Below are 15,971 nucleotides of genomic sequence, written 5' to 3'. Positions count from 1 at the left end.
AAGTATGAATTAAGAGTGATTTGTCGAATTCATCGCACATTTCGATGAATTAAATGATAAGTCGCTCTTTTTTTATAAAAAATGGCTATTTGTATATTTTTTCTATATACATATGCATAAATTATTCTATATAATTGTATTGTAAGAATTTAAGCTTCTTTTTCACATAATTTGTTCAATTCTTTTTTATTTACATAGTGTTCTTATGTAACTTGCTTTTTCGGCAGTCCCTCTTTTTCATAAAACAAAAAAACTTTTATAAACAGCTATATAAGCTGTAGTAACCAGCCCTGCATTCCAAATCACAAAATGTGATTTAATTAAAATTATTAAAAAATAATGTGATCTAGTTTGCATTTTGTTTAAGAAGTGTTAATATCGCCGCATTACTTTTCAAGATGTCAAACACTGGAAAAGTAAGGAAATAAACTTTTATCCAGACTTTTGAGAAAACACTATGAAAAAACTTGCTTTGATCGCTGCTCTTTCGGTTGTAGGGATTGCGAATGCTCAAGCTGCTGATGGTACAATTACAATTAATGGTTTAGTTACAGACAAAACTTGTGACATCGTTACTCCAGCTGGTAAAGACTTCACAGTTACTCTTCCAACTGTTTCTAAGCAAACTTTAGCTGTTGCTGGGGATGTTGCTGGTCGTACTCCTTTCCAAATTAAATTAGCTAACTGTTCTGAAGGTAAAGTAGCTACTTACTTCGAACCAGGTGCTAACGTTGACTTTAATACTGGTCGTTTACTTAACAAAGACGCTACTGGTGCTAAAAACGTTAACGTTCAACTTTTAGGTAGCAACAACAACTTCATCCCAGTTCTTGCTGCTGGTGCAAACGGTGCTCAAGCTAACTCTCAATGGGTTGACGTAGCTGCAGCTGGTAGCGCAGACCTTAACTACTATGCTGAATACTATGCAACTGGCGCTTCTACTGCTGGTAAAGTAAACACTTCTGTTCAATACACAATTATCTATCAATAATTGATGGATGAGAGGGTTTCTGTGTTCGCATAGAAGCCCTCTTTTTGTGATGCTTTCCCGAATCTTTGTTGGTTGAGAATTCTGAAATGAAATTGAACAGTTATAATTTTTTGTTAGGTTTGGCATTTGCTTCAGCAGTTGTTGCACCTGCTACTCAAGCAGAAATTGTAATTCATGGCACTCGTGTGATTTATCCTTCGGATGCTCGTGAAGTTACACTACAAGTTAGTAATAACGGTTCAAAACCAGCACTTGTCCAAGCATGGCTTGATGAAGGCGACTCAAAAAGCACTCCGGACCAATCAAAAGTACCTTTTATGATTGCTCCTCCTATTTCTCGTGTTGAGGCTACAAAAAGTCAGACTCTTCGTATTACTGCTCTGCCAACAGCTTCTCAGCTAAATCAGAAGCAAGAAACAGTTTTGTGGTTAAACGTTTTGGATATTCCTCCAAGACCAACTTCAAAAACTGAAAATACGACGCCTGATAATTTCCTGCAATTAGCAATTCGCTCACGTATTAAATTCTTTTATCGACCAGCTTCGATTAAAGACGATGCGAATTTAGCAGCTGATAAGCTTCAATGGGTTAAATCTGGTCAAAACTTAACGGTAAAAAACCCAACTCCTTTTCATATCACGATGACTTCTGTTTACCAAAAGGCAGGTGATAAAAAAGTTGATTTATTACCTCAAGGTTTAATGATTAAACCTTTTTCTGAAGAGTCTGTTCAGCTTAAGAATGGCAATCTTCAAGATATGAGTTTTATGAATGTCAATGACTATGGTGGTCGAGTCGAACACCAAATAAAACTTCAGTAATCAGATTTATCTTTTTAATAAATTTAAGCACCTATTATGTGAGTAGGCGGACTTAGTTATGCCAAAAAAAAGGCAAGAATCTTATAAATTATTAAAACGCCATATTTGTTACTACTTGGCTTCTGGTGTTGTCACAATGACAATGCCTGTATTCGTGCACGCTGAAGAAACAGTCGCGAGTGCTCCAGTAGAAGCTGAATTTGATTCTGCTTTTTTAATTGGCGATGCTCAAAAAGTTGATATTTCTCGTTTTAAATACGGTAACCCTGTTTTACCAGGCGAATATAATGTTGACGTTTATGTAAATGGCCAATGGTTTGGCAAACGTCGTATGTTCTTTAAAGCATTAGAATCAAATAAAAATGCTGTAACCTGTTTTACAGGAAATACTCTTGCTGAATATGGTGTAAAACAAGAGATTTTAGCGCAGCGCTCTGCTCTTCAAAAAGAAAATAGTTGTTATAAAATTGAAGAGTGGGTTGAAAATGCATTTTATGAGTTTGATAACTCTCGCTTACGTGTAGATATCTCGATTCCACAAGTTGCTTTGCAAAAAAATGCGCAAGGCTATGTCGACCCAAGTTTATGGGATCGTGGGATTAATGCAGCTTTTTTATCTTATAACGGCAGTGCCTACAAAACATTTACTCAGTCTAATGATCAAAGCGAAACGTCAAATGCTTTTATGGGCGTGACTGCTGGATTAAATTTAGGTGGTTGGCAATTACGTCATAATGGTCAATGGCAATGGCAAGATACCCCTGCCGAAAATCAATCTAAATCAAGTTACGAAGAAACAAGTACTTACTTACAGCGAGCATTCCCTAAATACCGTGGTGTTTTAACACTTGGGGATAGTTTTACAAACGGCGAAGTATTTGACTCATATGGTTATCGTGGTATCGATTTCTCAAGTGATGATCGAATGCTACCAAATAGTATGCTTGGTTATGCTCCGCGTATTCGTGGTAATGCTAAAACCAATGCAAAAATTGAAGTTCGTCAACAAGGCCAACTTATCTATCAAACTACAGTAGCACCAGGTAACTTTGAAATTAATGACCTTTACCCTACTGGTTTTGGTGGCGAGATTGAAGTTTCTGTTATTGAAGCGAATGGTGAAATACAAAAGTTTGCTGTGCCTTACGCATCTGTTGTGCAGATGCTACGCCCTGGTATGAACCGTTATTCTTTAACTGTAGGTCAGTTCCGCGATCCAGATATTGATCTCGATCCTTGGGTTGTTCAAGGTAAATATCAGCAAGGGATTAACAACTACCTAACAGGTTATACGGGTATACAAGCAACTGAAAACTATGCTGCTGTATTGTTGGGTGCTGCTTTTGCTACGCCAATTGGTGCTGTTGCGTTAGATGTTACCCACTCTCAAGCTGACTTTGAAAAGCAGTCATCACAGTCAGGTCAAAGTTTCCGTTTAAGCTATAGTAAGTTGATTACCCCAACCAACACAAACTTAACACTAGCAGCTTATCGTTACTCAACAGAAAACTTCTACAAATTACGTGATGCTCTACAGATTCGCGATTTTGAAGAAAAAGGTATTAATACTTACTCTGCTGGTCGCCAACGTAGTGAATTCCAAATTACCTTGAACCAAGGTTTACCTGAAGGTTGGGGTAACTTCTATGTAGTGGGTTCGTGGGTTGACTATTGGAACCGTAGCGAAAGTACTAAACAATATCAGCTTGGTTATAGTAATAATTTCCATGGTTTAACTTATGGTTTATCTGCAATTAACCGTAAAGTTGAATATGGCTCAACAAATCAAACGCACGATACTGAATATTTAATGACATTATCGTTCCCGATTGATTTCAAAAAGAATTCAGTTAACGTCAACGTTACTGCCTCTGAAGACAGCCGTACTGTTGGTGCAAGTGGAATGGTTGGAGATCGCTTTAGTTATGGCGCTTCAATGTCACATCAGGACTATGCGAATCCATCATTTAACGTAAATGGTCGTTATCGTACTAACTATACAACTGTTGGTGGTTCTTATAGTGTGGCTGATTCTTACCAACAGGCGATGGTTAGCTTAACTGGTAGTGTAGTTGCACATTCAAAAGGTATTTTATTTGGACCTGAACAAGGTCAAACAATGGTACTTGTGCATGCGCCAGATGCTGCCGGAGCAAAAGTTAATAATGCCGTTGGTTTAAGCGTGAATAAGGCCGGTTATGCGGTAGTTCCTTATGTAACTCCTTACCGTCTTAATGACATTACGCTTGATCCACAAGAAATGTCAAGCGAAGTAGAACTTGAAGAAACAAGTCAACGAATTGCACCTTTTGCTGGTGCAATTGCTAAAGTAGACTTTGCAACTAAAACGGGTTATGCAGTTTATATTAATAGTAAAACTGTAGATGGCAACAGTTTACCATTTGCAGCTCAAGTCTTTAATCAGAAGGATGAAGCTGTTGGTATTGTTGCACAAGGTAGTATGATTTACTTACGTACTCCACTTGCTCAAGATCGTCTTTATGTGAAATGGGGCGATGAAAGCAATGAACGTTGTTCGGTTGAGTACAACATCAGTAATCAGTTGCAAAATAAGCAACAAAGCATGGTAATGACTGAGGCTGTCTGCAAATGAAAAGAATATTATTAACAGGTTTCTTATTTACGGCTGGTCTTGGTGTATATGGTGAAGCTAATGCTTACTGTACTTTAGCCAGTAACAAAAAAGGAGGCTCATTTAGCACGGTTGACATTTCCATGGCCGTAGGTCGCGTTGTGATCCGACCAAGTGATCCTGTTGGAATGGTTTTGAGAAAAGCAACTTTTCCAATTACCGACAATGGTTCAATAGCAACATGTACCTCTTATAGCGATACTATTACTGCTGCACTTACCCAAGGCTATGCATTAAGTCCACTAGGGAATAATATCTATTCAACGAATATTCCTGGAATTGGTATTCGGTTATACCGTGAAGCAGAAAATGCAACTAACTTTTCTGGTTATTACCCGTATACCCGTAGTTTAACACCAGGAACAACTTATAATCTTGCTTCGGGATATTTTGTTGTCGAAATTGTGAAAACTGCTGCGCAGACTGGTTCGGGTGCATTAGTGCCTGGTTTATATAGTCGATATTATGTAAGTGGTTATATAAACCGCCCTTTTTTAACCAGTACAGTTAACGGTGATGCAATTACCATCGCTTCTTCTTCATGTGAAATTCAAGGTAATATTAATAAAGTTGTACAGTTGCCTACAGTTACAAAGGCTGGTTTCAAAGGTGTTGGTTCCACTCAAGGCGAACAAACCTTCGATATGAACATCTTATGTAATGGTGGTATCAACCCAACGGGTTACGAAGAGAAAAATCTCATTAGCTTAACTTACGACTTTACCCAAGACGGAACAAACAATCAGGTTTTAGCGAATACTGCTCCAACATCTGAGAAAGCAAACGGCGTAGGCGTGCAGTTACTCTGGAACTATCAAAATAAAAATCAAGTCATCAAAAAAGGCGATAAACTAGCCCTAGGTACATTGTCTTCTAACCAGACACTTCAATATAACGTACCAATGACTGCTCGCTACTATCAAACAGCCGCAAATGTGACGGCTGGTAAAGTACGTGCAATGGCTACTGTAACTATTGAATATGATTAATCATATTCAATAGTTTATAAACCTAATAATTTCAAATGCTTAAAAATTAATAATAAATTTTAATTTATCAATACTTTCTAAAAATTTACTACTTAACTCGATAGGAACATTTATGAAAAAAATAGGCATAATTGCTGTTAGTGCAGTGACATTATGTTGGGCAATGTATGAAGTATCTTCTGACAATGCAAATACAGCACTGGGTAAAGAAACTAGTCAAAAAATAGCATCTAAAAGCAGTTCATCAACTACAAAGAATGAAAAATTAGCACCTCAAATGCTTTTGGCTCAAACTACCTACCTTAATTCCTCTGCTCCAGTCTGCCAATATAATTTTGATGCGACTCAAGAAGATTACGATCTTTGGAACAATGAACATATTGACTATTGGCCAATTAAAATATTCCCATTAATAATTGGCCAAAAATTTAGTCTTAAAGTAGAGCCTATGCCAGAAAATGAGTATGGTACTGTAGAGTATGTAGCTAGAAGTAAAGCTAGTCTTAATTCTACTAATGACATTAGTGATTTAATAATACCTCACACAGGTATTATTGCATTTGAAATAGAGCTTAAGATCCCAACCTCAGCTCTTGGGAGCTCATCACTTGGTAATTCTGCTTATTACTCCTCTGGCATTGGTTTTAATGGTGTAACAAATAATGGCTATACAGTCAGATCTAATTTTAGGTTTGATATGGGTACTTATGATCCAGATTTTGGTGAGAATCCTGCTAGATTAAGCTATTCTGTAGCTTACCGACTTAGTGATGAGACTGGCCCTGACAGTCGATATTCTAAAGGTCAAAACATGACAAATAATGCAAATGGATACCAAAGATTAGGTATTTATATTAATCAGAACACTAAGCAAGTTGGCTTTATTATAAATGGTGTTGATCAGGGGTATAAATCTACTTTGCCTGCTCCACTTGAGAATATACGCTTTTTTGTTTCAAGTGATATATCAATATATGCTGAACAATTATTTGGACAAGAGTTGTCGAACGAACTCATTACTGACCGTAATGCGCTACAGTTTAACTATCCTCAGGGTACAACTGACATGTGCGGTAATGCCATTTAAGATATAAAACTATAAGTGGTAAAAAAGGGCTGAATCACAGCCCTTTTTTCTTTTTTTAAAAATGAATGACTGTGCGGATTGATTTACCTTCATGCATTAAATCAAAAGCGGTATTAATGTCTTGTAGAGGCATAGTATGAGTCACAAAAGGTTCAAGTTGAATCTCACCTTTCATAGCATCTTCGACCATTTTAGGAAGTTGTGATCGCCCTTTTACTCCGCCAAAAGCAGTACCTAACCATTTACGCCCTGTAACTAACTGGAATGGACGAGTCGAAATTTCTTGACCTGCACCAGCAACACCAATAATAACGGATTGTCCCCAACCACGATGTGCACACTCTAGAGCCGAGCGCATAACATTAACGTTACCAATACATTCAAATGAATGATCTACACCCCAGCCTGTCATTTCTACAATCACTTGCTGAATAGGTTGGTCATAATCTTTTGGATTTAAGAAATCTGTAGCGCCAAACTGTTTAGCAAGTTCAAATTTATCTGGGTTTGTATCTACGACAATAATGCGTCCTGCTTTCGCTTGACGCGCACCTTGTACAACAGCTAAACCAATACCACCTAAACCAAATACGGCAACCGAATCACCTTCTTGTACTTTAGCTGTGTTATGCACGGCGCCAATACCAGTCGTCACACCACACCCAAGTAAACAAACTTGTTCGTGATTCGCTTCAGGATTGATTTTAGCTAAAGATACTTCTGCAACTACTGTATATTCACTAAAGGTTGAACATCCCATGTAATGGTAAATCGGTTCACCATTATAAGAAAAACGTGTAGTTCCATCTGGCATTACACCTTTACCTTGAGTCGCACGTACTGCAACACACAAGTTTGTTTTTCCAGATTTACAGAATAAGCATTCTTTACATTCAGCCGTATAAAGCGGAATCACGTGATCACCTGGTTGAACGCTTGTTACGCCCTCACCCACTTCAACCACCACACCTGCACCTTCATGACCTAAAATTGCAGGGAAAACACCTTCTGGATCATCACCAGATAATGTAAAGGCATCGGTATGACAAACGCCTGTATGGGTAATTTTTATTAAAACTTCACCCGCTTGAGGTGGTGCAACATCAACTTCAACAATCTCTAAAGGTTTTCCTGGGGCAAAGGCGACAGCTGCACGAGATTTCATCTTTGGGTTTCCTTTAAATCATTCGGTATTTATAGTCGAGCAAAATAGATTATGTAACAGTAATACAAGAGCTTAATTTTGCTTAAATTAAAATTGGCTTTCATGACAATCCATCACAGCATAGCCAGTCAAGTACGTCTAAGCAAGCTTCAGTTTCAAAAAGAAGAAAACCTCTTACTTGAAGAGGTTTCATATCAAATTACTTATCTTATAAATGGCTTATGTTTACTTAGAGGTAAATATCTGGTGGATATGGTGTGTTATCGCTAATTGGAGAATACAGCGTATTTTCAACAAAGAAGCCATTGGGTGCCTGAGTGGTATCGATCGTAATTGAATCAAACATAACTTGTGGATAGGCCCAAATAAATTGCTTCATTAAACCTAAAGAAACATTGTTTTTCATGTCACCAAAAATTCGTTGCCAAATAGGTGTTCGATAAGGTTTGGTCTTATCAAATCCATAAATATAGGCAATAGATGCATCAGGAACGAATCCGGAGAGATAGATGACTTTATTGGCAGGATAGCCTAGTCCTTGTATTGGTATTTGTGAAACTGCCTGATGTGCCAAGTCTAAACGAGCTTCCAATAGCCAGTCATAAGCTTCTGTCATCATGTAATCAAAATTAGGATATGAATAATGTTGGCTTGGATAGTTAATATAAGTGGCTAAAGTCTGAATCGGAGATTGAATAGAAGGAAAGAAAATAAGTGGGCTAACTTTAGCAGCGGAGTATTTCGCTTTGATAACGGTGCGAATGTCTTGACAGGTTTGACCTAATTTATTTCTGAGCCATGTTTTAAACTCATCATATGGCGTTCCTGTTTTATTCATTGCTTCATAAATTGTACCCAAATCTGGTGCATATAGACCTGTATCTGCATTAAAGGCTAGTTTTGTTGGATAGTCATATACACAAGGTAGATTTGTATCAGTGTTATACCACCACCAAGGTTCACCAATCTGCATGTTTACATCACATCCCCCTACTACCATTGCATCTGCAAATTCAATAAAGACTTTACGTAAATATGCCAAAGCATTCTGATGACTTAAACTAAAAAAATAGCTCGGTGGTTGGTAGCCTGTTTTACCCAAATTACTGTTCCAGTCACGTTGAGCCCAATATTCATTGGCCCCCAAGGAATACATTTCAAAGCTTACCCCAAAAATGGGTTGCAGACTGGCGCTATGTAAAGCTTGAGCATATTTCTCATGCCATTTACGCGTACATGAGTTAACGACTGCTTCACCTGTTACCAACGTATCTGGTATTTGCCATTTATTAATATCACTTTTCCATGTCATTTCAGGATAATGCGACATTCCACAATAGTGGTTAACCAAACCGTTATATCCCAAAGTCACCATATTGTTGACTAAGCGCTGAGGGTTTAAATCATAGTGGTCGTCATAGCTGGTACAGATACCATAATTGTGCTGAGGGACAACCACACGGCTCAAATTTAACTTTGCATTTGTACCAGTTACGACTGAATTGGTCAGACGAATGTAGCCATCTTCAGGCTGGCTTAAAGGTAAGGCTGATTGGCTATTATAATGGCTCGTGAAACCTGAAAATGAAATCCGTTGAATGTTCGTTACCGGGAAGCTATCTGTAGCAGAAAAACCAGCTTTTACTGTATCCCAGTTAATATGAATATGTGCCGTTCGTGATGAAGGATTATTTGCGTAATTAAATAAGACAACATAGGCAACTTTATCTACACCATTTTCATTATAGTACACCGTTAAAGTGGGCGTTAAACTTGGATTGTTAAGCACTGGCATCGTGGCAGATAACTCAATATCGAAGTCCCAAACCACCCCTGCATAACTATATTTGGTTTGATACGCTAAAAATTTATGATCTTTAGTGTCAGAAGAATCCCAACTAATTCCTACTAGATCATTTGCCATTCGTGCTCTAAAAGATGCTTCAAAACCATTTCCATAATTCGTAATAGCAAAAGACATCGTTTGTGGACCGTCTATTCTCCAATAGATAGGACTAAACCGATCAATAAGTGTATTTTGAGTGATTGGATGTGGTGATGAATTAGAATTATTTTGTACATTTTGTGAGTTAGTTATCATGTCTACATTCTCTTAATGTATTAAGAGGTTTTATCTTAAATAATAATTTTTATTTTATTGTTCAGATAAGTAACAATGACGTTTAAATTATTTACAGTTAATATTTTTTATAAAGCTCAAAATATAGATAAACCATTAAACTTAATATTATCCTAAAATATTTTTGCACTGAGGAGATAATCAATGTCAAATTTAATGCAGCCTATACATTTTAGGGTGTTGTTTGTATTTACTCCTCTTGTTTTTGCACTAACAGGTTGTAGTGACGCTTTATATTCTCAAAAAACCACATCAGTAAAGACTTCTTCGGAAAATATTATATATCCAAAGATCGATCCATTTTTAGGAGAAAAGTTACAGCCTAATGAGGAAGTGCTAGCTCAGAACATAGCTCAAATCATTGAAAAGTCAATTCGCGAACAATACACGGCGGGAAATGCTTTGCGTGATGCACATCCTAAAGCACATGGATGTGTTCGAGCCGAGTTTCATGTCTCAAAAAATATACCTGCTCAGTTTGCTAAAGGAGTTTTTATCCCAGATCAAAGTTATCAAGCATGGATTCGCTTTTCAAACGCCTCAAATGATGCATCGAATGCGGACATTAATAAAGACGCGCGTGGCATAGCCATAAAACTTTTAGGTGTATCTGGAGACAAAATTTTAGAAAGTGAAAAACAAGCAACCACTCAAGATTTTATTATGATTAATCACCCTGTCTTTTTTGCCAACGATGCTAAACGATATCTTTCTTTCATGAATGATGTGAATAGTCACAATATGATCAGAAAACTTCATATTCCGATTGCTTTGGGTTTTAAAGGAACAATGAATGCACTCGGAGCACGTAATTCGCAAATCGCAAACCCTTTATATGCACGGTACTGGTCTATGGTGCCCTATCAGCTAGGATTAGGTAATGATCGACAAGCAGTTAAATATTCAGTTCGTTCTTGTTCGGTAACACCAAATAATCTACCTAAAAACCCTAGCCATGATTTTTTAAGAGAAGCTTTAAAGAACACTTTGCAAAGTACAGATGCTTGTATGGAATTTCTTATTCAGCCAAGGACCTCAAGCCAAATGTTGGTAGAAGATTCAATGACAGAATGGAATGAGAAAGCGGCTCCCTTTTATCAAGTGGCGACTATCCATATTCCAAAGCAAAACTTTGATACACCTGAACAAAACCAGTTCTGTGAAAATCTTTCTTTTACGCCGTGGCATGCCTTACCTGAACATAAGCCATTAGGTGCAGTAAACAGAATGCGTAAGGTCATTTATGAAAATATAAGCAGAGTTCGACATGACATAAATTCAGCCCCTAGACAGGAACCTTAAATATTTTATCCCTGATGGTTTGTCTAAGCTAACTACCTTTAGTCAATTCCTTTGCTTGTATCTATAGTAATACGATCAATAAAATCTGCTAACCATAAAACAAAGTCATCTTCACTTTTATGCTTTGGAATCAAACTCATATCTAATGTAATCGGTAGTTCATTTTTAAAGCTAACAACTGCACCCTCGAAATTCACAAAGTTATATAAAAATTTTAATTCTGTCCCTGCAATGGCTTTTTTGATTTCTATGATGAGAGTATTTAAGTTTTTAAAATGATTGTTAGAGTATTTATATTTAATATTTTTATTAATTTTTTCTGCTAATAGTAAGTATTTTGGCATTTCTATCTCCTTTTTAATTATTTATAAAATATAAGTATAATTTCAAAGTTATAAAAATAAGTTTTTAATTTTTATTAAATTGTTTCTGTATTTTTAATTTTAATTGATTAGTTGTGCTGATAATAACAACATATTGTTTAAAAATGTGATTTATTTTGACTTTTTATTCTGATTAAATTAGTAGGTATTAATATCGACTAAAACACTCGGTTTTGAAAATTATATTAAATAGGCTCAACATATTTAAACGATTAAGCCTATTTAATTTTTAATATTTACTAAAGAAGAAAAGCACTTCGTTAAATCTTAAGTAAGTTTGCGGAAGTTCTTCACACTATGAACTTTCCCACATTTTCTGCACTCTTTAATTTCGTCGTGAGTTATATCAAAATCATATTCCCAGACATGAATACAGAAAATTTGTCTAAGGTTGTGGAGCATAGACACCTCCTTATAAAAAACTGACTAGGCAGTAAGTTTTTTTAAGAATATATTTAGCTTATTTAGAAGAATTTTCCTTTTTAGCTTTATCCTCTTTGTGTTTACAGCAATAACCGAAAACAGCACCAGCACTAAAGAAAAACATAGCTTTGAACATTGGTATCTCCAAAAGATAATTAAGTAAATTAAAAATTAACATTGAAGGTTGTATCTGTTTTTAGGCCAATGGAGCTGATTCTGTGCGTTATGCAAACTTTTGTGAAAAGTTATAACAATATATTTTATAAGAATAAGGAGAGCTAAATTAAAAAATCGCCCCAGAAGGCGGTTGCTGAATTTACAGCGACATATAGAAGTGTAGTGGACGATCACTTCTATATTTTTTGAACTTATTTTTCTTCTTTTATAATTTTAGTAAAGGCATCTGATTTGAAATAATTAATAATCATCTCTCCATCATCACTTGTCGATGATGACACTTTAGGAGGCTCGTCATAGTTAAATTTAAAGTCTGGAGGAATAAATTTCGAGATTGGTGGAAGCTTGGCCTCTCCTCCCGTTGTAATTCTTTCGATAAAACCCGCGAGCCAAAGTATATATTCATCTTTATTTTTATGGTTGGGCATGAGGCTCATATCCAACTTAATCGCACACTCTTCTAATGGCTTGGTTAAGCACTCTTCAAAATCTATAAAATTATATTTAAGTTTAAACTTGGTTCCTTTAATTTCTTTGCGGATTACGCTAACCAACTGATTTAAGTTCTCTGCTGAGCTTTCAGAAAATAAATTTTTGTCCTCAATTTTTTTATACACATTCTCAGCAATGATTAAATATTGTGGCATTTTATTTTCTCCCTTTTATTATCAGGCTACTCACTCAGCCTTTTAAGGAAGTATGATAGATATCATGTTTTCTAATGTAATTGTTGTGCTGCCAATTGTAATTAGTGTGTTTTTGTGAAACTTGCAAGCATAACCATCCGAAAAAATTAAAGTTAATGCAAACTGAGTCTCTTTTTTTTACTAAGCATTTATTTTAATCAAAAATTATTTTTAGCTCATCTAAAGTTGGAAGCTGATTATAAGATTGATCTGCAATTACGGTATTTGCCCAGTTTGTCTTCGAAAATATACAAAAATTAAGCTTCTTTAGAACCTGAATGTCTTTATCTAAGAGACCTAATGGAATCCACATAAAATGAGTAGCTCCTACCAAATTAGGTACAGGCGATCCACATTTACTACAAAACGAAGAGGTGAAGCCCGTTTCTTTTTTATAGGTACGGATAAACTCGAAACCTGACAACCATTCAAATTTATCTCGACTCACTAAAGTCGCTGCATTGGCTCCTGTTCCGGTTTGTTTACGACAGAGACTACAGTAGCAATGGTACACAGTCTTGATTTCGTTAATGATAGAAAATTTGACTTCACTGCATAGACAAGAACCCACATGACTCATCTCGAGCATCCTTAGAAAATAATATTGAATATAGCATTAGCCGATTAAATTTAACTTTATATGTTTAAATGGATATGCTCTCTTAGAAGTGCCTATAAATATAAGGAATTGCTAGAGTTGAGGCTTGGCAGAATGCATTTATACCGTTTAATATGAATTTTGACATATAAATTGAATATAAAAATGCTGTGATGTGCTTATCTTGGATGCGACTTTAAAAGCTTACATGATTAATCAGCTCTATCAGCACTACAGTAGTATGGCATTAAATGCCTGGGGATTCATAAATACACCTTCGTATAGAGATACATACGACCCTGATGAGAATGATACAGTGATTAATAGAGTGAATTGGTTAAATGATGAGCAAGCTATAGAGAAAACGAAACAAGGATTAACCGCTTTTGTGGCATTAGATGATGCTTTTATTAGTATCGCTTCACGTATGTATTTGATTAGAAATGCAAAAGAAAAAATAGATTTACAATATTATATTTGGACCAATGATTTCATTGGGAATTTGATGCTGCATGAGTTGTTAACGGCGGCAGATCGTGGTGTAAAAATCCGCTTACTCATTGATGATCAAAATGGAGTAAAGCTTGATGGCGTTCTAAGAAGCCTTCTACACCACCCTAATTTTGAAATTCGATTATTCAATCCTTATAAATTTAGATATTTAAGAATCTTAGACTATATTTTTCGGTTTAAGAAAGTAAACCATCGCATGCATAATAAATTAATTATTGCAGATGGCGTGATTGCAGTAACAGGTGGTAGAAATATTAGTAGTGAATACTTTGATGCGAGTAGCAAGTTCCAATTTACCGATCTAGATATTTTATTTTATGGGCATACGGTACAGCATGCTCAAGAAGTATTTAATGACTTTTGGCAAAGTGAACTAAGTCAAAATGCTACCGAGCTCATAGGTACATGTGCTGTCCATCACTTACAATCATTAAGGCAGCATTATCATGATCTACTTCATGAAAGTGAAAATCATAGTCAAACCGAAGATAAACTTTATGATGCTCAAAGTTATTTGAAAGAGCTTTTAGAACACTATCCTATTCAATGGTCAAAAGCATATTTCGTTGCAGATTCACCAAAAAAAATCTTAGGAACAGCTTCTAAAGAAGAGATGCTTTATGGACAAGTCCTAAAGATTATGGGTGAACCAAAGCAGCACATCGAATTGGCTTCGGCTTATTTTGTTCCTACACAACAAGGCGCTTACTATTTAAAACAGTTAAAAGTACAAGGCGTTAAAGTTAGGGTTTTAACCAATTCTTTTGCTGCAAATGATGTGGCAATTGTGCATGCTTTTTATAGTCAATATCGGGTCGAAATGCTTAAAAGCGGTGTGGAGCTATTTGAGTTTAAGCCATTTTTAGAACGCAGACGTAGAACATGGTATGAAGTGGTAACTGGAAGTGTGATTCCAGCAAAAGGTAAAAATAAATCGAGTTTACATGCTAAATTTTTTGATGTAGACGGTAAAGTATTTATTGGTTCATTTAACTTTGATCCACGTTCGACTTACTTAAATACTGAGGTTGGTCTTGTTATTGAGTCAAGTCAATTACAAGCACAAATTTCGGTCATGCTCGATCAGCATTTACCTCAAGTCGCTTATCAGCTTAAGTTAAACAGTGAAGGCAAAATTGTTTGGTTAGATTATCAGTCGAATGGACAAGTTGTAGAATATGAAAAAGACCCAGATACGAGCCTTTTCCAACGTACAATGATTAAAGCCGTTTCATATTTACCGGTTGAGTGGATGATGTAAGAAGACTTCAACTTGACTTATAAAATCTCAATCTCTTGAAAGAATTTTTGATAAGCCTCAGCTTTTTTCTCTAGCGCCAATGGATAAGCTCGAGACGAAGATGGTAAGCGATATAAATTGATCTCTCTTCCTGCAAAGTAAGTCGATGTAGATGTCCCTATAAGGGGTTTTTCAGTGTTCTCGGGTAAAATTGAAATTAAGGTATCAGTCGCTTTATCGCCAGTGGTCATGATGGTCTGACATAGAGGAATCTGCTGAAGCAAAACAGCAAGATCGGTGGGCGTTACGATTTCAAGAAATTTATCTGCGGCATTCCCTTTCAACCGCTTAATTTGATAAGCGGTGTCAAAGATTGCAATACCTGTTTCAATTAAGAAATTTCGGATACGTTCTTCATTAAATTTTTTTTGGTTTTCACTTAAAAAGTAAGTTTTGTCTTGGAAAAAAATTAAACCAAAAATTCGCCACATATCATTTTGGAAATTTGGATAGTAAAAATCCATCTTCCATTTATTACGCGGTGGTGGAAAGCTACCTAACATGAGTAAACGCGCATTTTCAGGTAAAAAGGGTTCTAGTGGATGTGTTTCTATCTCAATTATCATAAAAAATCAGTGTTTACTTAAAAACTTTATAAACAAATTAACCTATTTTTTAGTTAATCACGAGTCATGAAATGCAATTTCTCTTAATTAAAGCGTTAATGGGAAAAATCAGCTCTCACTGAAAAACATTGAGGTGACAACTCTGTAGGAATCACCTCAATAATTTATAACGTTAAG

The 15,971-nt window shown here is 36.0% G+C and carries 13 protein-coding genes; 7 read left to right on the top strand and 6 right to left on the bottom strand.

Going from position 1 to position 15,971, the window contains the following annotated elements; all coding sequences use genetic code 11:
• The first annotated feature begins 457 nt into the window (after positions 1-457).
• The 5 genes from ACS125_RS13445 to ACS125_RS13425 all read left to right on the top strand — a co-directional run bounded on the left by ACS125_RS13445 (position 458) and on the right by ACS125_RS13425 (position 6,541).
• Positions 458-991: a fimbrial protein gene (locus ACS125_RS13445; protein WP_000731817.1), complete on the top strand. Its 534-nt coding sequence runs from the start codon at positions 458-460 to the stop codon at positions 989-991.
• A gap of 86 nt (positions 992-1,077) precedes the next feature.
• Positions 1,078-1,812, top strand: a complete 735-nt coding sequence (locus ACS125_RS13440) for a fimbrial biogenesis chaperone (protein WP_004792379.1) — start codon at positions 1,078-1,080, stop codon at positions 1,810-1,812.
• A gap of 58 nt (positions 1,813-1,870) precedes the next feature.
• On the top strand, positions 1,871-4,426 hold the full coding sequence (locus tag ACS125_RS13435) for a fimbria/pilus outer membrane usher protein (RefSeq protein ID WP_443272638.1): 2,556 nt from the start codon (positions 1,871-1,873) through the stop codon (positions 4,424-4,426).
• Positions 4,423-5,454: a fimbrial protein gene (locus ACS125_RS13430; protein ID WP_443272636.1), complete on the top strand. Its 1,032-nt coding sequence runs from the start codon at positions 4,423-4,425 to the stop codon at positions 5,452-5,454. The genes ACS125_RS13435 and ACS125_RS13430 overlap by 4 nt, the downstream gene beginning before the upstream one ends.
• 112 nt (positions 5,455-5,566) lie before the next feature.
• Positions 5,567-6,541 carry a DUF4882 family protein gene (locus ACS125_RS13425; protein ID WP_004792382.1) on the top strand — a complete coding sequence of 325 codons (975 nt, stop codon included), beginning with the start codon at positions 5,567-5,569 and terminating at the stop codon, positions 6,539-6,541.
• 55 nt (positions 6,542-6,596) lie between these two features.
• Here ACS125_RS13425 and ACS125_RS13420 read toward each other — a convergent pair whose 3' ends face one another.
• Both ACS125_RS13420 and ACS125_RS13415 read right to left on the bottom strand, forming a co-directional pair.
• A complete protein-coding gene (locus tag ACS125_RS13420; protein ID WP_004792384.1) occupies positions 6,597-7,706 on the bottom strand; it encodes an S-(hydroxymethyl)glutathione dehydrogenase/class III alcohol dehydrogenase in 1,110 nt (369 codons plus the stop codon).
• Between the two features lie 229 nt (positions 7,707-7,935).
• Complete coding sequence (locus ACS125_RS13415; protein ID WP_216069844.1) at positions 7,936-9,807, bottom strand: non-contractile tail sheath protein; 1,872 nt, start codon at positions 9,805-9,807, stop codon at positions 7,936-7,938.
• Positions 9,808-9,990: 183 nt separating this feature from the next.
• Between ACS125_RS13415 and ACS125_RS13410 the strand changes: the two genes are divergently transcribed.
• A complete protein-coding gene (locus tag ACS125_RS13410) occupies positions 9,991-11,148 on the top strand; it encodes a catalase family protein (protein WP_443272633.1) in 1,158 nt (385 codons plus the stop codon).
• 38 nt (positions 11,149-11,186) lie between these two features.
• Here the strand turns inward: ACS125_RS13410 and ACS125_RS13405 are convergent, their stop codons facing one another.
• From ACS125_RS13405 to ACS125_RS13395, 3 genes are all read right to left on the bottom strand, one after another.
• Positions 11,187-11,492, bottom strand: coding sequence for a hypothetical protein (locus ACS125_RS13405; protein ID WP_144730218.1), 306 nt, complete (start codon positions 11,490-11,492; stop codon positions 11,187-11,189).
• Positions 11,493-12,322: 830 nt separating this feature from the next.
• Positions 12,323-12,778 (bottom strand): hypothetical protein, encoded by a 456-nt coding sequence (locus ACS125_RS13400; protein WP_005305214.1) that lies wholly within the window; start codon positions 12,776-12,778, stop codon positions 12,323-12,325.
• 193 nt (positions 12,779-12,971) lie between these two features.
• Positions 12,972-13,406, bottom strand: a complete 435-nt coding sequence (locus ACS125_RS13395) for a GFA family protein (protein WP_296524467.1) — start codon at positions 13,404-13,406, stop codon at positions 12,972-12,974.
• A 193-nt stretch (positions 13,407-13,599) separates the two neighbouring features.
• Between ACS125_RS13395 and ACS125_RS13390 the strand changes: the two genes are divergently transcribed.
• Positions 13,600-15,189, top strand: coding sequence for a phospholipase D family protein (locus ACS125_RS13390; RefSeq protein ID WP_443272630.1), 1,590 nt, complete (start codon positions 13,600-13,602; stop codon positions 15,187-15,189).
• A 17-nt stretch (positions 15,190-15,206) separates the two neighbouring features.
• On the opposite strand, the gene ACS125_RS13385 is transcribed toward ACS125_RS13390, so the two are convergent.
• Positions 15,207-15,794: a uracil-DNA glycosylase family protein gene (locus tag ACS125_RS13385; RefSeq protein ID WP_443272628.1), complete on the bottom strand. Its 588-nt coding sequence runs from the start codon at positions 15,792-15,794 to the stop codon at positions 15,207-15,209.
• Positions 15,795-15,971 lie beyond the last annotated feature (177 nt).

Source organism: Acinetobacter sp. PFS20, assembly GCF_052261015.1.
GTDB lineage: Bacteria > Pseudomonadota > Gammaproteobacteria > Pseudomonadales > Moraxellaceae > Acinetobacter.
Note: the sequence above shows the minus strand (reverse complement) of the source record. Positions and strands in the feature narration are given on the sequence as shown.

Bases quoted from the DNA above. Each gene is read 5' to 3' on its own strand.
- ACS125_RS13445 (WP_000731817.1), top strand. From the start codon at position 458: ATGAAAAAACTTGCTTTGATCGCTGCTCTTTCGGTTGTAGGGATTGCG.
- ACS125_RS13440 (WP_004792379.1), top strand. From the start codon at position 1,078: ATGAAATTGAACAGTTATAATTTTTTGTTAGGTTTGGCATTTGCTTCA.
- ACS125_RS13435 (WP_443272638.1), top strand. From the start codon at position 1,871: ATGCCAAAAAAAAGGCAAGAATCTTATAAATTATTAAAACGCCATATT.
- ACS125_RS13430 (WP_443272636.1), top strand. From the start codon at position 4,423: ATGAAAAGAATATTATTAACAGGTTTCTTATTTACGGCTGGTCTTGGT.
- ACS125_RS13425 (WP_004792382.1), top strand. From the start codon at position 5,567: ATGAAAAAAATAGGCATAATTGCTGTTAGTGCAGTGACATTATGTTGG.
- ACS125_RS13420 (WP_004792384.1), bottom strand. From the start codon at position 7,706: ATGAAATCTCGTGCAGCTGTCGCCTTTGCCCCAGGAAAACCTTTAGAG.
- ACS125_RS13415 (WP_216069844.1), bottom strand. From the start codon at position 9,807: ATGATAACTAACTCACAAAATGTACAAAATAATTCTAATTCATCACCA.
- ACS125_RS13410 (WP_443272633.1), top strand. From the start codon at position 9,991: ATGTCAAATTTAATGCAGCCTATACATTTTAGGGTGTTGTTTGTATTT.
- ACS125_RS13405 (WP_144730218.1), bottom strand. From the start codon at position 11,492: ATGCCAAAATACTTACTATTAGCAGAAAAAATTAATAAAAATATTAAA.
- ACS125_RS13400 (WP_005305214.1), bottom strand. From the start codon at position 12,778: ATGCCACAATATTTAATCATTGCTGAGAATGTGTATAAAAAAATTGAG.
- ACS125_RS13395 (WP_296524467.1), bottom strand. From the start codon at position 13,406: ATGCTCGAGATGAGTCATGTGGGTTCTTGTCTATGCAGTGAAGTCAAA.
- ACS125_RS13385 (WP_443272628.1), bottom strand. From the start codon at position 15,794: ATGATAATTGAGATAGAAACACATCCACTAGAACCCTTTTTACCTGAA.